25 protein-coding genes are annotated in these 19,711 nt (G+C 60.0%); all 25 read left to right on the top strand.

Features of this window, described 5'->3' with window-relative positions; translation table 11 throughout:
* Positions 1-30 precede the first annotated feature (30 nt).
* The 25 genes from DQ393_RS06080 (at position 31) to DQ393_RS05960 (ending at position 19,709) form a co-directional block, all read left to right on the top strand.
* Entirely contained in the window at positions 31-1,590 is a 1,560-nt protein-coding gene (locus tag DQ393_RS06080) for a phage portal protein (RefSeq protein ID WP_181592291.1), read from the top strand.
* Entirely contained in the window at positions 1,590-1,862 is a 273-nt protein-coding gene (locus tag DQ393_RS06075; RefSeq protein ID WP_112340897.1) for a hypothetical protein, read from the top strand. The genes DQ393_RS06080 and DQ393_RS06075 overlap by 1 nt, the downstream gene beginning before the upstream one ends.
* A 2-nt stretch (positions 1,863-1,864) precedes the next feature.
* Positions 1,865-2,794 (top strand): S49 family peptidase, encoded by a 930-nt coding sequence (locus tag DQ393_RS06070; protein WP_112340896.1) that lies wholly within the window; start codon positions 1,865-1,867, stop codon positions 2,792-2,794.
* 2 nt (positions 2,795-2,796) lie between these two features.
* Complete coding sequence (locus DQ393_RS06065; protein WP_112340895.1) at positions 2,797-3,348, top strand: hypothetical protein; 552 nt, start codon at positions 2,797-2,799, stop codon at positions 3,346-3,348.
* Positions 3,349-3,360: 12 nt separating this feature from the next.
* Entirely contained in the window at positions 3,361-4,002 is a 642-nt protein-coding gene (locus tag DQ393_RS06060; RefSeq protein WP_112340894.1) for a head decoration protein, read from the top strand.
* A 15-nt stretch (positions 4,003-4,017) separates the two neighbouring features.
* Positions 4,018-5,046 (top strand): major capsid protein, encoded by a 1,029-nt coding sequence (locus tag DQ393_RS06055; RefSeq protein WP_112340893.1) that lies wholly within the window; start codon positions 4,018-4,020, stop codon positions 5,044-5,046.
* A 63-nt stretch (positions 5,047-5,109) separates the two neighbouring features.
* Complete coding sequence (locus tag DQ393_RS06050; RefSeq protein WP_146758961.1) at positions 5,110-5,502, top strand: hypothetical protein; 393 nt, start codon at positions 5,110-5,112, stop codon at positions 5,500-5,502.
* Positions 5,502-6,263, top strand: coding sequence for a hypothetical protein (locus tag DQ393_RS06045; RefSeq protein WP_112340891.1), 762 nt, complete (start codon positions 5,502-5,504; stop codon positions 6,261-6,263). Before DQ393_RS06050 ends, DQ393_RS06045 begins: the two co-directional genes overlap by 1 nt.
* 14 nt (positions 6,264-6,277) lie before the next feature.
* A complete protein-coding gene (locus tag DQ393_RS06040) occupies positions 6,278-6,475 on the top strand; it encodes a hypothetical protein (protein ID WP_112340890.1) in 198 nt (65 codons plus the stop codon).
* Positions 6,472-7,962, top strand: coding sequence for a hypothetical protein (locus DQ393_RS06035; protein ID WP_112340889.1), 1,491 nt, complete (start codon positions 6,472-6,474; stop codon positions 7,960-7,962). Before DQ393_RS06040 ends, DQ393_RS06035 begins: the two co-directional genes overlap by 4 nt.
* Positions 7,963-7,989: 27 nt before the next feature.
* On the top strand, positions 7,990-8,364 hold the full coding sequence (locus DQ393_RS06030) for a phage tail tube protein (protein ID WP_112340888.1): 375 nt from the start codon (positions 7,990-7,992) through the stop codon (positions 8,362-8,364).
* Positions 8,364-8,771 carry a hypothetical protein gene (locus tag DQ393_RS06025; RefSeq protein ID WP_112340887.1) on the top strand — a complete coding sequence of 136 codons (408 nt, stop codon included), beginning with the start codon at positions 8,364-8,366 and terminating at the stop codon, positions 8,769-8,771. Before DQ393_RS06030 ends, DQ393_RS06025 begins: the two co-directional genes overlap by 1 nt.
* Before the next feature lie 22 nt (positions 8,772-8,793).
* The gene (locus tag DQ393_RS06020) at positions 8,794-9,363 is read left to right on the top strand and encodes a hypothetical protein (RefSeq protein ID WP_112340886.1); all 570 of its coding nucleotides are present in this window, start codon (positions 8,794-8,796) and stop codon (positions 9,361-9,363) included.
* Between the two features lie 3 nt (positions 9,364-9,366).
* The gene (locus DQ393_RS06015; protein WP_112340885.1) at positions 9,367-11,499 is read left to right on the top strand and encodes a phage tail tape measure protein; all 2,133 of its coding nucleotides are present in this window, start codon (positions 9,367-9,369) and stop codon (positions 11,497-11,499) included.
* Entirely contained in the window at positions 11,499-11,963 is a 465-nt protein-coding gene (locus tag DQ393_RS06010) for a DNA circularization N-terminal domain-containing protein (RefSeq protein WP_112340884.1), read from the top strand. Before DQ393_RS06015 ends, DQ393_RS06010 begins: the two co-directional genes overlap by 1 nt.
* A gap of 11 nt (positions 11,964-11,974) precedes the next feature.
* On the top strand, positions 11,975-12,601 hold the full coding sequence (locus DQ393_RS06005) for a hypothetical protein (RefSeq protein WP_112340883.1): 627 nt from the start codon (positions 11,975-11,977) through the stop codon (positions 12,599-12,601).
* 8 nt (positions 12,602-12,609) lie between these two features.
* Entirely contained in the window at positions 12,610-13,650 is a 1,041-nt protein-coding gene (locus tag DQ393_RS06000; RefSeq protein WP_112340882.1) for a phage baseplate assembly protein, read from the top strand.
* A complete protein-coding gene (locus DQ393_RS05995; protein WP_112340881.1) occupies positions 13,647-14,099 on the top strand; it encodes a phage baseplate assembly protein domain-containing protein in 453 nt (150 codons plus the stop codon). Before DQ393_RS06000 ends, DQ393_RS05995 begins: the two co-directional genes overlap by 4 nt.
* A gap of 200 nt (positions 14,100-14,299) precedes the next feature.
* On the top strand, positions 14,300-14,527 hold the full coding sequence (locus DQ393_RS05990; RefSeq protein WP_112340880.1) for a hypothetical protein: 228 nt from the start codon (positions 14,300-14,302) through the stop codon (positions 14,525-14,527).
* Positions 14,528-14,530: 3 nt separating this feature from the next.
* Positions 14,531-15,067, top strand: a complete 537-nt coding sequence (locus tag DQ393_RS05985; RefSeq protein ID WP_112340879.1) for a phage GP46 family protein — start codon at positions 14,531-14,533, stop codon at positions 15,065-15,067.
* Complete coding sequence (locus DQ393_RS05980; protein ID WP_112340878.1) at positions 15,039-16,121, top strand: baseplate J/gp47 family protein; 1,083 nt, start codon at positions 15,039-15,041, stop codon at positions 16,119-16,121. The genes DQ393_RS05985 and DQ393_RS05980 overlap by 29 nt, the downstream gene beginning before the upstream one ends.
* Positions 16,111-16,887 (top strand): putative phage tail protein, encoded by a 777-nt coding sequence (locus tag DQ393_RS05975; RefSeq protein WP_181592290.1) that lies wholly within the window; start codon positions 16,111-16,113, stop codon positions 16,885-16,887. Before DQ393_RS05980 ends, DQ393_RS05975 begins: the two co-directional genes overlap by 11 nt.
* A gap of 17 nt (positions 16,888-16,904) precedes the next feature.
* A complete protein-coding gene (locus tag DQ393_RS05970) occupies positions 16,905-18,026 on the top strand; it encodes a hypothetical protein (RefSeq protein WP_112340876.1) in 1,122 nt (373 codons plus the stop codon).
* A 9-nt stretch (positions 18,027-18,035) separates the two neighbouring features.
* Positions 18,036-18,569: a DUF4376 domain-containing protein gene (locus DQ393_RS05965; RefSeq protein ID WP_112340875.1), complete on the top strand. Its 534-nt coding sequence runs from the start codon at positions 18,036-18,038 to the stop codon at positions 18,567-18,569.
* Between the two features lie 15 nt (positions 18,570-18,584).
* On the top strand, positions 18,585-19,709 hold the full coding sequence (locus DQ393_RS05960; RefSeq protein WP_112340874.1) for a hypothetical protein: 1,125 nt from the start codon (positions 18,585-18,587) through the stop codon (positions 19,707-19,709).
* Positions 19,710-19,711 lie beyond the last annotated feature (2 nt).

The following is a 19,711-nucleotide window of genomic DNA, read 5'->3' as shown; positions in this document are numbered from 1 at the left end:
CGCAAAGCCTTTGCATTCTCTTTGGATACGTTGGCTCCCCCGAAGGCACAGGGTTATCTTCGCGATACGCGCTCCGGCGTGATCGCATCCCGCCCGGCGGTCCTTAGGGAGCATCGTGACGAGATCCGTCGTGTCTGGGATCGCACCGCTGCCCTTGCCATGGACATGATCCAGAACTCGGGTCGGCTGAAGGGTGCTTGCGATCAGATTATTGCCGACACGGTTGGTACGGAATTGACGCTTAACCCGCAGCCGGATTTGACCCGGCTCGGATACAATGATGCTGAGCGGCGCGATTTTATCACACTGGTTAAAACCGACTGGAAGCAGTGGGCCTGGAACAGGAGAGAATGCGATGTCCGTGGCAAGCTGACCGTGCCGCAGCAGGCGGATGTCGGTATCCGTTACTGGATCGCATTTGGCGAAAGCCTGCCAATGGTCACTCATCTGAGCGATGCCGATCAGGCGCGCTACGGTCTGAGCACCAGCACGAAAATGCTGATGGTCCCGCCGACAAGGTTGGTGCGTGACACGCAGGAAGCCCTGGGGCTGTATCAGGGCGTTTTCCATGACGAGAACGGACGCGCGACGGCCTATCGCTTTCGTTATCGCAAGAATGGAATGTTCGTTACCGAGGACAAGCCTGCGTACGACACCTTCGGTCAGCAGCTCGTCGAGCATATCTTCGACCCGATGGACGCGACCGATGTCCGCGGCATCTCCCTGCTGGCGCCGACCTTCCGTCGCTATATCCAGCACGAGATGCTCGATGACGCCACGCTGCAGACCTTCATCCTGCAGACGCTTTATGCGGTCACGCTGACAAGCGAGGCGCCGAGCGCCGATGCATTCGAAGCGCTTGAGGTTCTGAAGGATGCTTCGCCAGCCAATGCGAGCGCCTTCGTCGATGATTTCGCCCAGTATCTCAAGGCGCGGATGGATCGCGCTCTGGAGAGCCGCATCAATGTCAGCGCCGATCCGACAGTGTCGCACCTGGCGCCGGGCGAGGATTTAAATTTCAAGAAAGCGAGCACACCCGGCGGTGAATATCTGCCGTTTTCCGACAGCCTCTCGCGCGACACGGCGCGCGCCATGGGTATTACCTTTGGCGGGCTGACAATGAACTATACCAATGCCACCTACTCTTCGGTGCGCATGGAAACTTCGTCGCTCTGGCCCGTCGTCTTACGCCGACGCGAGCGCATCGCAGCGCCGCACTATCAGATGGCTTATGAAAACTGGCTCGACGAGCAGATCTTCACCGGCAGCATTCCATTCAAGGGTGGTTATGAGGCGTTCGCCGCCAATCGCGATCGTGTCTGCTGGGCGCTGTGGCAGGGGCCGGCGAAGCCAACCGCGGACGATCAGAAATCGGCCAAGGCTTCGAGCGAGCGGATCATCAACGGCACGACGACCCTGGCTCATGAATGCGCCGAACTGGGTCTCGATCCGGATGAAGTCTTCGAGCAGCGGAAGCTTGAGCACGATCGCTACATCGCTGCCGGGTTGCCATCGCCGTTCGAGCGCGGCATGCCGAGCGACCCGGTGATCCAGGACGAGCAGCCGAAATCTCAAGGGACATCCGCCTGATGGTTACGGTCAATATCAACGGCGCCATCGTCGACATGGAAGATCCCTGTGCGCTTTGGCAGGCACTCTATGCAGTGAAGCTGAAACGCCTGTCTGGCGAACAGGTTCAGGAGACCGAGATCCGCTCTCCGGTCGGGCAGCGGCGGCTTCAGGTGGCGAGTAGCAGCATGGAAGATCTCGATGCTGAGCTGAACCGACTTCAGAATGAGTGCGCCAAGAAGAACGGCAAGCCGCGCACGCGGTTCGCCAAAGGGATTCGCTGGGGCTGCTGACTATGAGTTTTGCATTTGCACACATTTCGCAGCGGATTTTCGGGACGCCTTTGCTCTACGATGAGCGCAAGGCTGAGACCTTTGTACGCGCTCTCGGCGCTAGGATTACCGGGTCGGAAGTCATTGTCACGAACGGTTCTGGTGGTGTCCAGCATACGGCGTTCGAAAACGGGCGACCGCTTGCGGGCAAGCTTGGGGAGCCGCTTGGACGCTTTCTCGATCGCCGTGGATACGCGGCATTCGATGTATTTCAGAATGTCGCACTTATCCCTGTCGAAGGCACGCTTGTCCATAAGGGCGCGTGGATCGGCTCATCGTCCGGTGAAACGTCCTACCAGGGAATACAGACTCAGATCGCGGCGGTCCGCCAGGCGAAGGCAGCCGGCAAGATAAAGGGCGCAGTGCTGGAGATCGACTCCTATGGTGGAGAGGTCAACGGCGCTTTCGAGACCGCCGCTGCCATCGCTGCGATGTCGCGCGAGATGCCGACCATGGCGATTCTGACCGACTTCGCCTATTCCGCCGGCTATCTCACGGCAAGCCCTGCTCGCCAGATCGTCATGCCCAAATACGGCGGCGCTGGCAGCATCGGCGTCATTATGATGCATGCCGACTACAGCGAGGCGCTCCTGCAGGACGGCGTCAAGGTCACGATCATTCGCGCCGGCAAGAAGAAGGCTGAGGGCAATCCCTACGAACCGCTGCCTTCCGATCTCGCTGATCGATGGCAGGCGCAGGTCGAGGCTATGCGCGAGGATTTCGCCGACACTGTCGCGCGCGGGCGCAGCAAGCGGATCACGAAGGCGAGAGCGCTGGCAACCGAGGCGGATGCATTCGACGCCGCCGACGCTCTCTCGCTCGGTCTCGTCGATGCGATCGCCGATCCGCTCGAGGCGTTTTCCGCCTTCGTGAAGGAAGTCAACCGGAGCTGATCATGAGCAACTTGCTTGATGTCGTTCGGGCTGCGGTACAGCCCGAAACGATCACCGATTCCCTTGATGGGAATGTGCCGGGCGCATCCGCGTCCCAATCTCCAACGCCGCCGTCGGCGGTTTCACTGAAAGAGGAAGAGATGTCTGACCCTCAGAACAAGCCCGGCGCAGGCAATGCTGATGCCGGGCATGCCGAGGCCATTGCCGCGGCTCGCAAGGAAGGTCACGCCGAGGGCGTGAAGACTGCAACCGATCGCTTCGCCGCTGCGCTCGGCGCCGATGGTATCAAGGGCGATGGCAAGCGCATGGGTGCCGCCCTCGACCTGGCTGTCGGCTCGGCTGACATGTCGGCCGAGACGGTCGTCGCCTTCGTCAAGGCCAATGTGCCGGAGATGAAGGCTGATGCTGGCGGCCAGTGGGGTAGCTATGCCGCCCGCCGCCTGGCGGCTGCGAACATGGCAGCGCCGGAAGCTGGCCAGGATGCCGACAAGAAAGCCGCTGGCAAGGCTGTCCTTGCCGAGGCCGTCGACCGCACCAACAAGCGCCGCAAGTAAGGAGGCTGCATCATGACTCAGATCCTTTCTGACGATCGCCACACAACGGCGAGCTACATCGTCTCCGAAGCCAACGGCTATCGCTCTCGCGAAGTCGGCGTCGTCGTATCCGGCTCCGGCATGTTGAAGGCAGGCACGGTGCTCGGCCAGGTCGCGCTGGGTACGGCGACCGCAGCTGCCAAGAGTGGCGGCAATACCGGCAATGGCACCATCAGCGCCGTGACGCTGCTCGAAGGCGCCAAGCTTGGCGTCTACAAGCTGCGCTTCACTTCGGCCACCGCATGGACGCTCGTCGATCCCGATGGTTTTGAGATCGGCTCCGGCGCGAACGGTGCGGCGAACGCCAACGATCTCGCCTTTACCACGACAGCGGGTGGTACGGCCTTCGTCGGCGGCGACGGCTTCGATATCACCGTTTCGCCCGGCACCAAGAAGTTGAAGCCGCTCAACCCATCGGCGGTCGACGGTTCCCAGCATGCCGTCGCTATCCTCTATGAAGGTTGCGACGCGACCGCGACCGACGTTCGCCGCACCTATACGGCTCGTGATAGCGAGGTGCAGGCCGACATGCTGACCTGGCCGGCCGGCATCACCGATCCCCAGAAAACCGCCGCGCTCGCCTCCCTGGCTGCGCTGGGCATCATCGCCCGATAAGGAGGGGCGCGATCCATGGCACTTGTCGTAGATATCTTCAACCAGAATGCCTTCGGCGTCGTCGAGTTCCAGGAGGAAGTCGTCGAGAAGGTCGATTTCAAGCCGCAGCTGCTGGGCACCATGAACTTGTTCGAGCCGATATATTCGCGCTCGCGCATGATCGCCGTTGCCGACCGCAGTGGTGTCCTGAGCCTGATCCCGACCTCGGAAAAAGGCGCGCCTCCACAGGAGCTGATCCCGCGCGGTGCAAAGGTTCGCGCCTTCGAGGCCGTGCGCCTCGCCAAGGGTTCGACCATTTATATGGCCGAGATCGCCGAAACCTTGGCGCTCCCCTTCGACCAGCAGACCCGCGATATCACGCAGGAAGTGGCGGAGCGTCAGGGCTTCATCATGGACGACATGGAGCTGACGTGGGAGCACATGCGCTTCGGAGCGATTCAAGGCCGCGTGCTCGATGCGGACGGTACGACTGTCCTCTTCGACTGGTACAGCGAGTGGGGGATCGCCGAGCCGGCGGAGATCGATTTCGAACTGGACGATGCCAATACCGATGTCCGCAAGAAATGTCGCGACCTTCAGCGCGCCATGCAGAAGGCATCGAAAGGCGCATGGAATCCCTCGACCAGTATCGCTAGCTTGGCGGGCGACACCTTCTTCGATCTGCTGGTCAATCACCCGCAGATCAAGGAGACGAAGGTCAATACCAACCGCGCGCCGATGCTCGAAAATATCGAGGGTTATTCCTCGATCGAGATCGAGAACATTACCTTCATCAACTATCGCGGCACCGATGACGGTTCCACCATCGCCATCCCTTCGGACAAGGCTCGCTTCTTCCCAGTCGGCGCCCGCGGCGCCTTCCAGGTCGGCTGGGCGCCGGCTAGCGAGTTCAAGGCCGGTTTGAACAAGCGCGGCCAGCCGGTCGTCGGCTTGCTTCTGTCCGATCCGTCCGGCCGTGACGAATGGGACCGTGTAGAAAACTACAGCTATCCGCTGTTCATCTGCACGCGCCCGGAAATGCTGCAGCGCGCCAAGGCGGCTTAATGTTTGCGGGGCGGTCTCTGGCCGCCCCGCCGATCCTCGATTTGATTGGAAGGCCTGATCGCGATGAATTGGGCGAGTGCTCTCGGAAACATGGAGTCGGTCTGCGCCGATGTCTTCGACATCACGCCGTGCCGGCTTCAGCCTCGGGCTTCCGGGCGCTCGGTCAATCATGCGGCTCAGAATGACCCCAGCCGGCAGCCTTTTGATTTCATGGGTACGCTGGAGCTTGGACCGCCGTCGACGAAGGTTTGGCGGCATCTTTCGCCAGATCCCAGCGATATGGGCAATCGCAGCGATACCGTCTCCTATGACGCTGTGCTGACCGCCCATACCGGTGAGTGGCCATACAAGCCCAAACGCGACGATTTCTTTGTCGTTGGTACCGATACCTGGCGCATAGCCGCCATCCTGCTCGACGGCACGGTTCGTCCGGCCTATTTGTTGGTGAAAGCCTGATGCTCGCAGCTGAAGCACTTCGCCTCGCGGCAATCGAGATCCTGCTGCCGACCGCGTCGCAGCCAAATGGACCATTTCCCACCCTGGCTGGCCCCAGGGTCTATGATAGTCGAGCGATGCCGCTCGAAGATCTCTATCAGAACGGCGATGTTCTCGAAAACCTCGACGAGACGGATGAAGTGGCGGAGCCGCACCCTGCCTATACGCCGGTTTTGTCGCTCTATACGCCAGAAAGCGGCGTGAAGCTTCGCGGCCCGCATGCGGCTGCTTGGGATACCGAAGCTGAAGCCGTACTCGAAATCGTCGCCGAGCTTGCCGTTACCGCCACGGAAAACGGAGTGACATTCGTCGATGCGATGGCGAGCGGCGATCCAGACGCCAGGCTCGTGCTCGCGGCGCTCTGTGCACAGGTTCGTCGGGCGTTGGAGCGCAGCCAAGCCGGCGGTCTCTGGCGGCACCTCGTGCGGCAGATCACCGACACGCAATACAAAACCTATGCGCTGCCCGAGCTCGGGTTGCGCTGGCATCGAGTAACGATCACCATACATTGCGAGATCCGCGACGATTGCTTTGACATGACGGCCGGTGGTCTACCTGAGCCGATCAAGTCGCTCTACGACGCGTTGCCCGACGAGTCCTATGCGAAGAGCAAGCTTGCCGCGCTCGCGGCACATTTCGCGGCGGAGCCTCTGCCTGCGCTCAAGGAAATCCATGTGAATACCGGGCCCGTCGAGAGCGGACCCGACGATCTCTCTCCCTGACATCGGAGCCTGTCATGCCTGACGACATTTACGTGCCGCGCGACGGCGCGCGCCTTCCTGTGCCGTGGCCGGAGGATGGCCGCCCGGTCGACCCTCTCAACAATTTCGAGCGCCGCCTCGTGCTCGAAGGCGATCTCGTCCTGAAACCCGCAACCCCAGCCGCTGGCACCAAGAAAGGCCAGAGCGGCGAGACCGGAGGTGAGCAGCAATGACCTCGAATATCCCTGCCAACCTGACGGCGCCGATCTTCACCTTCGACGTGACGAGCGGCGGCGCTTTCGAGAATGAAAACCGGGTGATCATCCTGGCCCATGGCCTTGATGCCGGCTCGCTCGATGCCGGCAATCTCGCGATCTGCAATTCGTCGATGGATGCCCGCATCCTCGCCGGCGCCGGTTCCATGCTCGAATCAATGTTCCAGGTTGCCCGGCTCAACGCACCGACGCAAGAGATCTGGATTGCTCGTGTCGCCGATACCGGTACGGCCGAGCAGCGTACGATCACGATCGGCGCTGTGCCGGCGTCTGGCGGGCAGGGCATTCTGCAGATCGCCGGCGAAAGCGTCTCTGTGCAGATCAATGCCGGCGATACGGCCAATGCGGTTGCCGCCGCGCTCGCGGCTGCGATCAACGGTTATTACAATCGCCTGAACAAGATGTCCCTGCCGTTCACGGCCACGGTTGCCACCAATGTCGTCACCATCACGGCGCGGCATAAGGGCGCCTACGCTACCGGCCTCGATCTCTTCGTTCCTGTGCTCGATACCGTGAACGCTTTCGACGGCCTGCTGACCGTTGCGACATCGGTGCCTGGCGCCGGCGTTCCGAGCGTCGCCAACGTTCTCGCGGCCATGAATGACGACCCGTTCGAGATGATCGTCTCTGCCTTCGGCGACACCGCGAACCTGACGCTGCTGGATGCCTTCCTCAACACCACATCCGGCCGCTGGTCCTACGCCAAGCAGCTCTATGGCCACGCCTTCTATCCGGCGACGGATACGTCTTCCAACCTGGTGACGAAGGCGCTCGGCAAGGATAGCTGGCACCTGACGATGATCCCGCGCTTCTCGGCCGGCGGCAATGCCGAGCCGGATTATCTGTGGGTTTCCGGCTTCGTGGCGCGCATCGCGCCATGGATGGGCGGCGGTGCAAACGGCGATGTCTCGCGCAACCAGACCGGCCTTGTGGTGCAGGGTATTTCCGCGCCGCGTGACCGCAACTACTGGATGGACTATCCGACGCGCGACGCGATGCTCAAAAACAGTGTTTCGACCTGGAGCATAGATCGCAGCGGCAATGTGCAGATTGACAAGATCATCACGCAGCAGCAGACGACCAATGGTGCGCCGGATACGACGTTCCGGGATATCCAGAAGATCTATCAGCTCACTTATGCGCTGAAGAAATTCCGAGCAGATCTCGCGGCCCAGCATGCCAACAAGGCGATTGCCGACGACAATCCAGACAACCTCGACTCGATCGTGACCGTCAAGGACATCAAGGCAACGCTGTTCCATAGCTACCAGCAGATGTCGGGCGTTCTCGAAAACGCGTCGGCCGCGCTTGCCAATATGGTCGTCACGCGTGACAGCGACAACGCCAACCGTGTCAACGTCTCGCTTCCGCTCGATTTCGTCAACCCGCTCGACATCTTCGCGGGTCTCGCCACCGCATACAGCCAGTTCGCGAACGCCGCCTGAGGCTCGCCCTGAAAGGAGACATATATCATGGCAGGCAAGGATTTCGGCGGCATTATCAATGTCCGCCTCTCCACCGGCACGACGTTTTCTCTGCGCGGAACGCTCAATATAAATCCGTCGCGGCTTTCAACCGAGGCGGTGACCAACCAGGATGGTTCAGTCGATCGGACCGGCACGGTTCAACCGGCACGCGTCGAGCTCAATTTTGCCGACCGCGGCATTGACTACAACGCGCTCATGCAGTCAGCCCGCTTCAATATCACGTTCATTGAAGATTTCACGGGTGTGACGCATTACTTCACGAGCGCCTTCATGGTCGGTGATCCACAGAGCAATCGTCAGACCGGCGAAGTCACGGGCATCAGCATCGCGGCCGAGAAGTATAGCCGGAGCGATGGCTGATGACGACGCCAGTCCCGCTTTCGCGTAAATACAAAGCGCATGACAAGACCTTCAACGAGGTCGTACTGCGTCTTCCGACCTACAAAGAGATTTTCATGGACGGTCTCGGCAAGCCGTTCGAATTCCAGATGACTGCCAGTGGTCCGATCCAGGTGACCTATCCTGAGGTCATCGACGGCTACCTGCAGCAGATCGTTATCGAGCCTGGGTATGAATATATAGCCGGGCTGGAGCCACCGGATGCGATGGCGCTTGAAAGGGCCGTCTGTGATTTTTTTCGCATTTCGACGGCATCGAAAAGGTCGCGGACTGGCTCATCTTCCAGGCCGGCTTCGACCCAGAAGTCGTCGAAAATGCCACGCCGCCAAGGATCCTCTACTGGGGAGAGCGGTACGCCGAGCACTTGAGCCGCATCAGGCGGAATAGACCATGACCACCGGCTTGCTTCACATCGATGATCGCGATTGGGTCCAGGTCCGACGCGCGATCGAGCGCCTCCCCGGAGAGATCAAGACCAAGGCGATGAGCCGCGCCATGCGCCGCATGACGCAGATGGCACGAACAGCGATTGTCGACAGCAACGCGAAACAGGTCAAGTTGCCAAAGGAGGTCATCGGATCTTTGACGACTGCCGCATTCAATGCTGGCGGCAACACCTCAAAAGTCGTCGTCGAGTCCGGCTGGATACCGTTGCGCCGACTGGGTGCCGTGCAGGATGCATCCGGCGTCTACGTCAATCTTCGGGGCTCCTATCGCCACGCATTTATCGCAGCATTCAAATCCGGTCATGTCGGTGTCTTGCGTCGCATTCCAGGGACAAGCATGCTTTCAAATCCGCGGAAAGAGCAGATCCGTGAGTTGTTTGGGCCCAATCCAGCGCATGCCATCACGAACAATCCGGACGTCTATCTGGAGGTCATCGCAGGCCTCATAGAGGATCGCCTGTACCCGCGATACGTCCATGAGCTCGACTTCATCATCTCACGCGCAGGGCGTTGATTCATGGCTAATCGCAAAATCAAGGCTGAACTAGAGGTCGACGGTAAGGACAGTACTGGCCCGGCGTTCCGTTCCGTTGCAACCCGCATGGGGCAGATCGAGAAGCGGATCGGGCAGTTCAACAAGCAGGCCGCCGCATTCAACAGGACTGCTGGCGAGTTCGGAAAGCGCTTCAAGGATTTCGACAAGACCGCCGGCGCGATGGCCAGGCACCATGATAACATGGCCAAGGCGTCGGGATTGCTGATGGAAATGGGTGCCCGTGTTGGCGGCGTTGCGGCCATCGGCTACGCCTTCGCCAAGGTCACCAAAGAGTCGGCAAATTTTCAGGAAAGCCTCGTCAATATCCAGAAGAAGGCCGGTGCCTCTTCAGAGCAGATGGCGACGATGCGCGATGAGATCGTCGATCTCAGCCATAAGATGCCGACATCCCTCGATGAGATCTCGAAAGCATTCGAACGGGGTGCCGCAGCGGGCATTCCGCTCAGCGACCTGAAAGAGTTTGCCTCGCTTTCTCTCAAGGTTGCTGATGCTTGGGATGTTACCGCGGAAGAATCTGCGAATGCCTTTGCCGGTTTCCATGCTTCGATGGGCATCAAGTTCGGCCAGGACATGAAGAATTATGCCAGCTTGATCAACGATCTGGCTGATAGCGGCATTTCCGATGAGCGAGACATCAAGGATTTCGTCGATCGCTTCGGCGCGTCCGGTGTGAACTTTGGCATGTCGCCCCAGGAGGTCGCGGCCTATGGCGCCGCCATGCTGAACCTGAAGATGCCGGCCGAAGTTGCCGCGCGTGCAATGAACACGCTGACGAACACGCTGATGGCTCCGGAGAATTTGTCGAAGAAGGCGGGAGGCGCCTTTGAGAAGATCGTTGGAAACACAAAGGAGTTCGCCAAATTGTCGGGCAACGACAAGATGGTGTTCTTTCTCAAGCAGCTCGACAAAATGACTTCGCAGCAACGCGCGAGCACGCTTGGTGCATTGCTTGGCCAAGGCTTTTCCGACGAAACCATGCGTCTCGTTGCCGGCCTTCAAGAGGTGCTGCGCAACCTTGATGTTGCGCACAAGGAAACCGCTAAGGCATCGAACAGTGTCGACCAAGTCTATGAAAAGCGAATGGAATTGTTCAATTCGCAGATTGCCGTGCTTCAAAACAACATCAAGAATATCGAAGTCAGTCTGGGGAATTTGATACTTCCAGGTGCCACCGGCGCTGTGAAGGGTGTCAACGATTATATTTCCGATCTCGATGCCGAGCGTCGCGGCATGGACGGAATGACGACGGATGAAATCAATGCTCAGCGCCGGGATTATATCAAGCGATATAAGGAGCTGCATCCGGCAACTGGCTGGCGCGACAAGATCATTCTGAACGATACGGCGCTGAAAGAATATAAGCGATCGCTGCAGCGTGTCGGCCGCGGCGAAATACGAGATGTGTCTGAAGACCTGGATGCCGAACAGTCTCGGCAGACATGGAGCGAGGGCTATGCCAGCGGGAAAAACAAGGCGTCAGTGGGGAGGCAGAATTATCAGCCGCCGCCTATTGACCACGGATATACGATTAAGCGGCTTCCCAAGATCGGGCCGGAGATAGCTTCTCGCCCGAAATTTGGCAGCCAAGAAACAGACTACCCACCGCCTAGTGTCGCTACCACTGTGGCCAAGCCGCCGTCGCCGCCAGGCATGAGCCTAGCCGACCAGTATGATGAATATCATCAGGGTTGGCGTTTGATGCGTGAGAACCAGCCGCTATCCGCTCCGCCTCAACAAGGCGTCAATGAGTTGATGACGAAGCTCTATGGGAATGATCTCCCGACTGTTGGAGCGGACGCGTTGAAACAGAATGCGGACGAGGCTGGCAAGGTGGTTGTTGACAGTGGCAAACAAGCCGGAGACTCGATCAAGAGCGGCGGTGAAAGTGCCGCGGCCTCAATTCTTGAGGCGGCACGGGCCCTTGTAGACGCCGCCAACAGGCTAAATGCGATTAACGTCAAAGTTCAGAACGCGTCGTCGGCTGGCGGGGCGGTTGGTCAGATGGCCGGCCGCGTTAACGCCGATACGGGAAAGAGCAACACCTTCGCGAGCGCGCCGCCTGGTGGAAATACAGGGGGAGGCGGTGGTTTCTGATGGCAGTACGTGACTGGAGAAAAACGCTCCTGCCAGCGAGCTTTCGCGGTGTGCCGTTCTTCATCGATGGCGAGGATCTGAGCGGCGGTCGTCGCCTTGCAAAACACACATATGCTGGCGGGGAGGTAACTCTGCCAGAAGATATGGGCAAGGCCGTCGAGAGCTTCGATGTCACCGGTTATCTCGTCGGCGACGATGCAGACATCAAGGCCAAGGCTATCCAGGCTGCCTGCAGCGTGGCCGGGCCGGGCATGCTCATCATGCCGATGGATGGCGGCATGATGGCCTATGCGGAGGGTTTTCGCCGCACGCGCGAGAAGGATCGGATCTATTACATCCGCTTCGATGTGACATTCATCCCGGATGGCGCTTTACCGGTCTCGGCTCTGTCGATCGGAGACGTCTCGGCCGTTGTGGCGTCCGGCTTCTCGGCTGCGGCATCAGCGTTCGCCCGCTTGTTCTAAAGGTATTGTCGATGGCTGCGAATAAAGACACGATCCTGTCGTGGCTGGCGGACCTCTCCGCCGCTGTCATCACGGATGCGGACGATCTCGCCGAGACGTCCGATCGCATCGTGGCGGCGGCAGATCTGGGTGCCGATGCTTTCGCTCCGGAGGCGTTGGACATTATGCGCGTGATCGCCGAGAGCGTCACGAGCCCGACCGGCTTCGACATGATCATCATTCCGGACACGATTTCTTCTGGCGATACATTCGATGCGATGGCAGTCCTTGTCTCCCTCGGCCTCTCAGTGGCCGGCGGCCGGGTGAACTGGCAGTCGCGGCCGCAGGCGCGCAAGGCTCGCACGCGGATATCATCGGCCGGCGATGCCGGTCTCGCGGTCGCGTCGGCCATGGGCGGCGATGGCGCCGATCTCTATTCCTGGCTTTCGTCAATCGTCGAGGTTGCCTGCCGCCTTGTTTCCGATCTTGCGGCGAATGCCGTCCCGATCGTTCGAGTTCAGACCGGCATTTCCCTTCCGTCGACCGTGCTCGCCTATCAGCTCTACGGCGACGCCGCACGCGCGGTCGACCTGGTCGATATTGCCGGTTCGGCGACGCCGCTCGTCATGCCCACTGCATTTGATGCTTTGGCATCTTGAGATAGCCGATGTTCGAAACCGTCCTCATTGAGGGTCTGCCGCCTCACAAGGAGATAACGATAAAGCTGTCGGCCGAAGAGGCCGCACGGACTGCAACCATCGATGTCGTTCCGGTTGGTAATGGTGTTCCGGTAGTACCGGATCAGCCGACCAAGATCACAGCGACCGGCGATCTCGTGTTGACGGGTTATGTCCGTGATGTCGAGCCGTCGCATGATGCAGATAGCCGGTCTCTGTCTGTATCCATCGTTTCACGCACAGTGGACGCCGTCGAGTGCTCCGCCGATCATAAGACCGGCGAGATCATGGACAAGTCCCTTGCGGATATTGCTCGAGAACTCGACGATAATGGCATTGGCATCGAGGACGATGGCGGCCTGCCGATCGAGCCGCGGCACAAGCTGCGCGTCGGCGAGAGCCTGTTCCAGTCGGTCGAGCGTCGCGCCCGGGGGCGCGGTGTGCTGATCTACGACACGCCGAAAGGAAAGCTTAAGCTCGCGACGAAGCCGGAAGGCACGCACAGCGGCAGTCTCATTTTTGGTGTGAACGTCGAGAAAGCGAGTTCCCACCTGACGGGGCGCCATCGCTATTCCGAAGTGAAGGTCCGTGGCCAGTCGAGTGACGGCGTCGACAAGCAGCAGCTGCGGGCAGAAGCGAAGGCGAAGGACAAGGGTGTCTCGCGCCGCCGAGTGTTGATTCTGCGCCATGAAGGCGAGACGACGACGGATCGCATGAAGAAGCGCGCAGGCTGGCATTCCAAGCGCGGCGCGGGGAACGGGACGACGGCCTCGATCACGGTCACCGGCTGGCGCGATGGCGCTGGCAAGATCTGGTCGCCCAACTGGCTGGTGCAGGTTTCCGATCCATGGATCGGGATCGATGGCCTGATGCTGATCAAGGGCGTGACGCTACATCAGGGCGACGACGGGACCACGGCCGATCTTGAGCTTTGCGATCCGCGTGCGCTGGGCGGCGAAAACCCGCGCGGAAAGTCGGCGAAAGTCTATTCGGCGCCGCTCGCCAACGATGTGGACTTCGAGGAACAATGAGCGGCTTTCGTATCGAACTCGACGGCGCCAACCTGGAGCGCAAGGGGCAGCAGTTCGTAAGCGGCCGAGGTGTCTATAACGACGCCTTCACGCGCATCCATCGTATTGAGCCGCATGGCTTCGCCTCCAGCCCCATCAAGGGCGCAAAGGCACTTCTGTTTTCACCGAACGGAGATCCCGACCAGGCCTATGTCATAGGCGGCGAACATCCGTCGCATCGACCTGCCAATCTGCCGGTCGGAGCGACTGCCATCTATGACATGAGCGGCAACATCATCAAGCTGGTGAATAGCGAGGTGATCTTCGATTTCGCGTCGCGGACGGCCACTTTTACGGCTGGTACTTGGACCATCAACGGCGACGTGACGATTAACGGTAACGTCACCATCAACGGCAATCTCAACGCTTCCGGTTCCATCACGGACGGTGATGGTGACGGCGGTGCTTAATCGGAAAATTTGGATGCGCTGGCGACTGCGCGGCAATCGGGTGCGGACGCGCACAGGGATACTGCGTGACAGAAGCGGACCAGCCGAGGGGGAAACCGGGCGCTTCGACGGTTGCGTACCGGACCCCTGAGTTTCGATGAATTGGGCGATCGCTCGCGCCCGATCATGGCAACCAACGAGCGACATCAAGGAGAAGACGCATGAGCGCACCCATATGCACAGCGAAGTTCAAGCTGATCAGCCGCGTGGAAAATCAGGCCGGCTTCACGCTTACATTCGAGCCGGTTACGTCAGGCAGCAAGGAGAATGACCAGTTCTTCAGATACACCCCCTGGGGCAAACTTGAGCTAGGAACGATTAACGCCGAGGCCGCTAGCGGCTTCAAAGTCGGCGGTGAATATCTCCTGCCCTTCACGCCGGTTGAATAATCCATGCTCAAGATCATCCCAGTCGATGATGGCGACGATCCATACCGCGCGCCGGATCTCGGCTGGGATGGTGAGGTCGGCGATCTCCTCATCAATCCCATCACTCATGCCGATGCACCCGGCGATTTCCGGGCAGAGCAGGGGCTTGCGACAGCGGTCCTGATCTACCTGATGACCGATCGCCGCGTCGATGCAAGCGAGTTGCGCGACGGCGACGAAAACCGTGGCTGGATCGGCGACAGCTTCGACATGGGGCCGGACGAGCAGCCGCTCGGCTCTCGGCTCTGGCTGCTGCGACGATCGGCGATCTATGACGGCATCGAGGTCAAGGTCGAGGCCTACGTCCGGGAGGCGCTGCAGCCCTTGCTTTCAGTCAAAGCCGTCGCTCGCATCGATGTCGCGGTTGCGGTCGACCGGCCGGGAAACAAAGTCAGCTACCAGGTTTCGCTCTACGGGCGGGACGGCGCGAAAATCTACGACAACAAATTCGAACTTCTCTGGGATCAGATCAATGGCGTGGAATATCCGCTCTCTGGCTGAGGCCTCGGCTCGTATTCGCGGCGCCTTTCGGCAATATCTGCCTGGAACCGATACCGCGCTTCCGAATAATTTCGTGACGATCATCGGCAAGGTTATTGCCGGCCTTGCGCACGAATTCGAGCTTCGCATCGCCTACCTCGTCAAGCAGATGTTCATAACGTCGGCGACGGGTAAATGGCTTGAGCTGCTGTGCTCGGACGTCGGCATCTATCGCAAGCAGGCATCCGCCGCATCGGGATCGATCACCGGAACCGGCGCGGCGCTGACGACCTATCCGGCCGGCATCAGATTCATTTCCGGAAGCGTCACGTACCTTTCGACGACGCCGGCGACATCAGCTGCCGATGGCTCGCTGACGCTGTCGGTCACGTCCGAGAACAAGGGCTCGATTGCCAACCGCGAGAGCGACGGCCTCCTGTCGCTGGCGGACCCTGTGCTCTATCCGGATCTCGGTACGAGCTGGACTGTGGCATCCGGTGGTCTTGGCGGCGGCGCTGATATTGAACTGGACGACAGCCTGAGAGCGCGCGGTCTGCAGCGCAAGCGCAACCCTCCGGGTGGCGGAACGCTGACGGATTATGAGCGCATCGTGCTGGCCGTACCGGGCGTCAAGGCGGCATGGGCGTTTCGCGGAACCCTGTCACCGGGAACGCTCTTCGTTTTCTTTCTTTTCGAAGGGCGGGCAAACTATATCCCCGAGCCATCCGATGTCGTAGTCGTTCAGGCGGCCGTCGATGCGCAGCGGCTGATCCGGGTCGATGACGGCGTCATGGTTGCGCCGACGCCGCTTCCTGTGAATATCACCATCCACGATCTTTCGGCCGACACCCCGGAGATTCGCGCCGGCATCGCCAGCGCCATCCAGGCGATGTTCCTCGCCAAATGCAGGCCAGGCATCGCCGGCAATACCTTCACGCTCTGGGATGCATGGATCGATGAAGCCATTTCCGGCGTGGCGGGTGAAGACAGCCACGAGCTGATTGCGCCGTCCGCGCCGATCGTGCTCACCAATGGGCAGTTTCCGGTGCTGGGGACGATCGATTATGGCCCGTGATCCCGGACTGAATACCGTGACGACAGCGGCATCCGGCGCCAGTGATGTCCTCGCGATTACCGGTCCCTATGATGCGCTTGCGAACCCGAGCAATGACGACCTGATCGGCGCGGCTCTTACGATGCTGCCACAGGGTGCCGCATGGGGATCGCCGGATGGCCAGGCGATTTCGCTGAAAAGTCGGTTGGCCGGCCTGATGCGCGTTGTGGTCGACAGCTTCCAGTGGCTCTATCAGCGCATTTGGACGCTCGCCCGCAATGCCAGTGTGCAGGGCGTGGACGAGCTGCTGCCGGAATGGGAGGCCGAATACGGCCTGCCCGACAATTGCGTGACGGGTGAAACCAGCGTCGCCGAAAGGCTTCGCGCCCTGGCGGCGAAGGTGGCCGCGATCGCGATCATTACGCCGGGAGATTTCATTCGGCTGGCGGCGACCTATGGCTTCGCCATCCAGATCGAGGAGCCCGCGATTTTCGAATGCGGCTTCTCCGAATGCGGCGGCGAACACACGGTCGGCGACGTCAGACAGGAATGCTACTGGATCATCCGGACTTACAGCCTGGCAGTGGACTACTTCCGGGTCGGTGAGAGCGAATGCGGCTACGACCTGCTGTTTGATTACGGCGACGGCGATCGGCTTCTCTGTATCCTGCGTCGCGTGGCGCCTGCGTGGACCATCCCGATCATCGAAATCATCTACCTGCTGACCGACGAAGACGGTCGTGTCCTGACCGACGAAGGCGGCAATTTCCTCAACGTGACCATCTAAACCTCTGTGAGGCTTTCATGAAATATCAATCGCCATACGGATCGGATGATCCGGATGCATCGTATGTCGACCGCAACAACGCGACAGCAACAAAGGGTTCCGCAGTTCCAGCAAAAGCAATCGAGCAGCCCCAGCGTGAGTTGGTGGCGTTGATTTCGGCTGCCGGCCTGACGCCTGGCGATGGCGATCTATCTCAGGTAGCGAAAGCCATTCAGGCCGGCAAAATCAACTACGCCGTTGCCGGCGGCACTGCAAACGCGTTGACGGCAACCCTGACGCCGCCGCCAACTCAGCTGACGGTCGGCATGCGGATTTTTCTGAAGACCCCTTTCATCAACAGCAGCGCGACGCCGACACTCAACGTCAACGGCTTCGGTCCCGCAACAATTGTTGGCAATGACGGATCGACATTGCCGGCGCGCGCATATGTGACGGACATGGTCGCCGAGTTCGAATGGGACGGGGCCAACTGGCGTCTGCTCGACTATACCTCTCTGCAAACGCCGCCGCGCAATGTCACGTCTTATTCAGTGGCTGGAAGTTATACGTTCATCGTGCCGGCGGGCGTCTATAAGCTCTATTGCACGTGCGTTGGTGCCGGTGGTGGGGCCGGAGGTATCGGACAACGTTCGGACGGCAGCCCGAAAGCCGCCGGCGGCGGTGGTGCGGGGGGATCGGCATTCGGGTGGATCGATGTCGATCCTGGCCAATCCATCGCTATAACCGTCGGTGCAGGCGGCCCTGGCGGCGCGGCAAGCGCCAATGCTCCGAGCTCGGACGGCGGCTCTGGTAGCACTGGCGGGACTTCAAGCATAGGCGCGTACATGTCTGCGACTGGCGGGTCCGGCGGCAGTGGTGTGGATTGCTCTGGTGGCGCCGGCGGCACGGGTGTTGGTGGTCAGATCAATCAAATCGGCGGAGCCGGCACAGATGGTTCTGGCGCTACCAATTTGAATTCATACGGCGGCGCCGGCGGCGCTTCAAGCCAGGGCGGCGGCGGTCGGCCCTCTACCACTAAAAACACAATTCAGGATGGACAGGCCAAGGGCAGTGGCGCGGGGTCCTGCTACTACAATGGCTGGACAAGCACCAAGTCTGGCGGCAATGGCGCTTCCGGCCTTGTCATCCTTCAATATTGAGGATTGGAAATGACACAGACTTTTGCTCGTGTGGCCGATGGCCTTGTCATAGAAGTTGTCACGCTTCCGGATGGTGTAGACATCGCAGAGAGCTACCACGTCGATCTCGCCGAGACCTTCTTTTCTTGCGACGCGACGGTGCAGCAAGGATATGCCTATGACGGCAAGAAATTCACATCGCCTGTGGCTCCCGAGATTACCATGGCCGATCTCGTTGCCTATGCCGCAGCAAAGCGGTTTGCCGTCGAAACCGGTGGGATATTTGTTGGTGGATTCTCAATCTCTACCGATAGGGCGAGCCAATCTCTAATCATCGGGGCTTATAATTATGTGCAGGCAAACCCGGATGTAACAGTGAAGTTCAAGACGGCGGCCGGTTTTGTCAATTTGACGGCAGCGCAGATAATGACGGTTGCGAATGCGGTCGGCGCGCACGTCCAGGCAGCTTTTGCAGCGGAATCAGAGATCATTGCTAAAATTTCCGACGGCACGATTAATGCGCCTGCTGACATCGATGCGGCTTCTTGGCCTGCCAATAGCTAAAAATAGGAATAGACGATGAAGCTGACCAAGCTCTTGCTCGGCGCCTTGGCCTTGTGTGCCATTGCGTTCGGTGCGCACGCACAATCTGCCTCGGTATCGGTCAACAATCTTCCGACCAGGACGCTCACCAATGTCGTTGGGCACGATATCAACGGTTTGGCCGGCCGCGAACCCGTCACGGACTTTGTTAAGCCAGGCACGACATCGCCGACTTCGGGTAATCTTGCCTGCTGGGGTACGACTGCCAATCTGATCGCCGATTGCGGAACACCGGGTACGGCCGCCACCAAGAACATCGGCACGAGCGGCGCGAATGTTCCGCTTCTGAATGGGGCGAATACGTGGAGCGCTGCGCAAGCGTTCAGTAGCCTGACATCTTCCAGTGCAATTCCCGTCACATCCGGCGGTACCGGCGGCACGACCCAGGCGGCGGCACGCATTGGCATTGGTGCGGCAGCCTCGGGTTCCAATGGTGACATTACGTCTCTCTCCGGTCTAACCACGGCGCTATCCGTGGCTCAGGGAGGTACGGGGGGCAATACGCAAGCAACGGCTCGCACTGGCCTTGGTCTGGGCAGCATCGCCACGCAGGCTGCTTCTGCTGTTGCCATAACGGGCGGTTCCGTAGATGGAACGGCAGTTGGCGCAACGACCGCGACGACCGGCCGTTTTACGACCGTGACGGCGACTGGCACGATCACACCATCTTCCACGGCTGGCATCTTGGGAACTGCGACAAACGATAATGCCAATGCCGGCAGCATCGGGGAATTTCAATCGGCGACTACCACGGGCACGGCGATCACGGCGAGTGCAGCTCAAAATGCCACGAGCGTCAGCCTGACCGCCGGCGACTGGGATGTGCAGGCCACGGCCGTATTTACAAATAGCTCATCTGAGGTAGCGCCATCCAACGTTCAGGTTGGCGTCAACACCGTCAGCGCCACAATGCCCACGACTCTGGGATCAAGAACACTGAATAATGCGACCTTCGCGGCTGGGGCCGTTATAGGACAATCTTCGCCCATCGTGCGCATCAGTCTGGCCGCCACGACGACTGTATATGCGGTGACATTTCAGCAGACGGCCGGCGCCTCGGCTACAGTGAGCGGTTTTATCCGGGCAAGGCGGGTGCGATAGCA

The sequence above is a fragment of the Martinezella tropici genome (assembly GCF_003287875.1).
Taxonomy (GTDB): Bacteria; Pseudomonadota; Alphaproteobacteria; order Rhizobiales; family Rhizobiaceae; genus Rhizobium; species Rhizobium tropici_C.
This window is presented reverse-complemented; position numbering and strand designations above follow the sequence as displayed.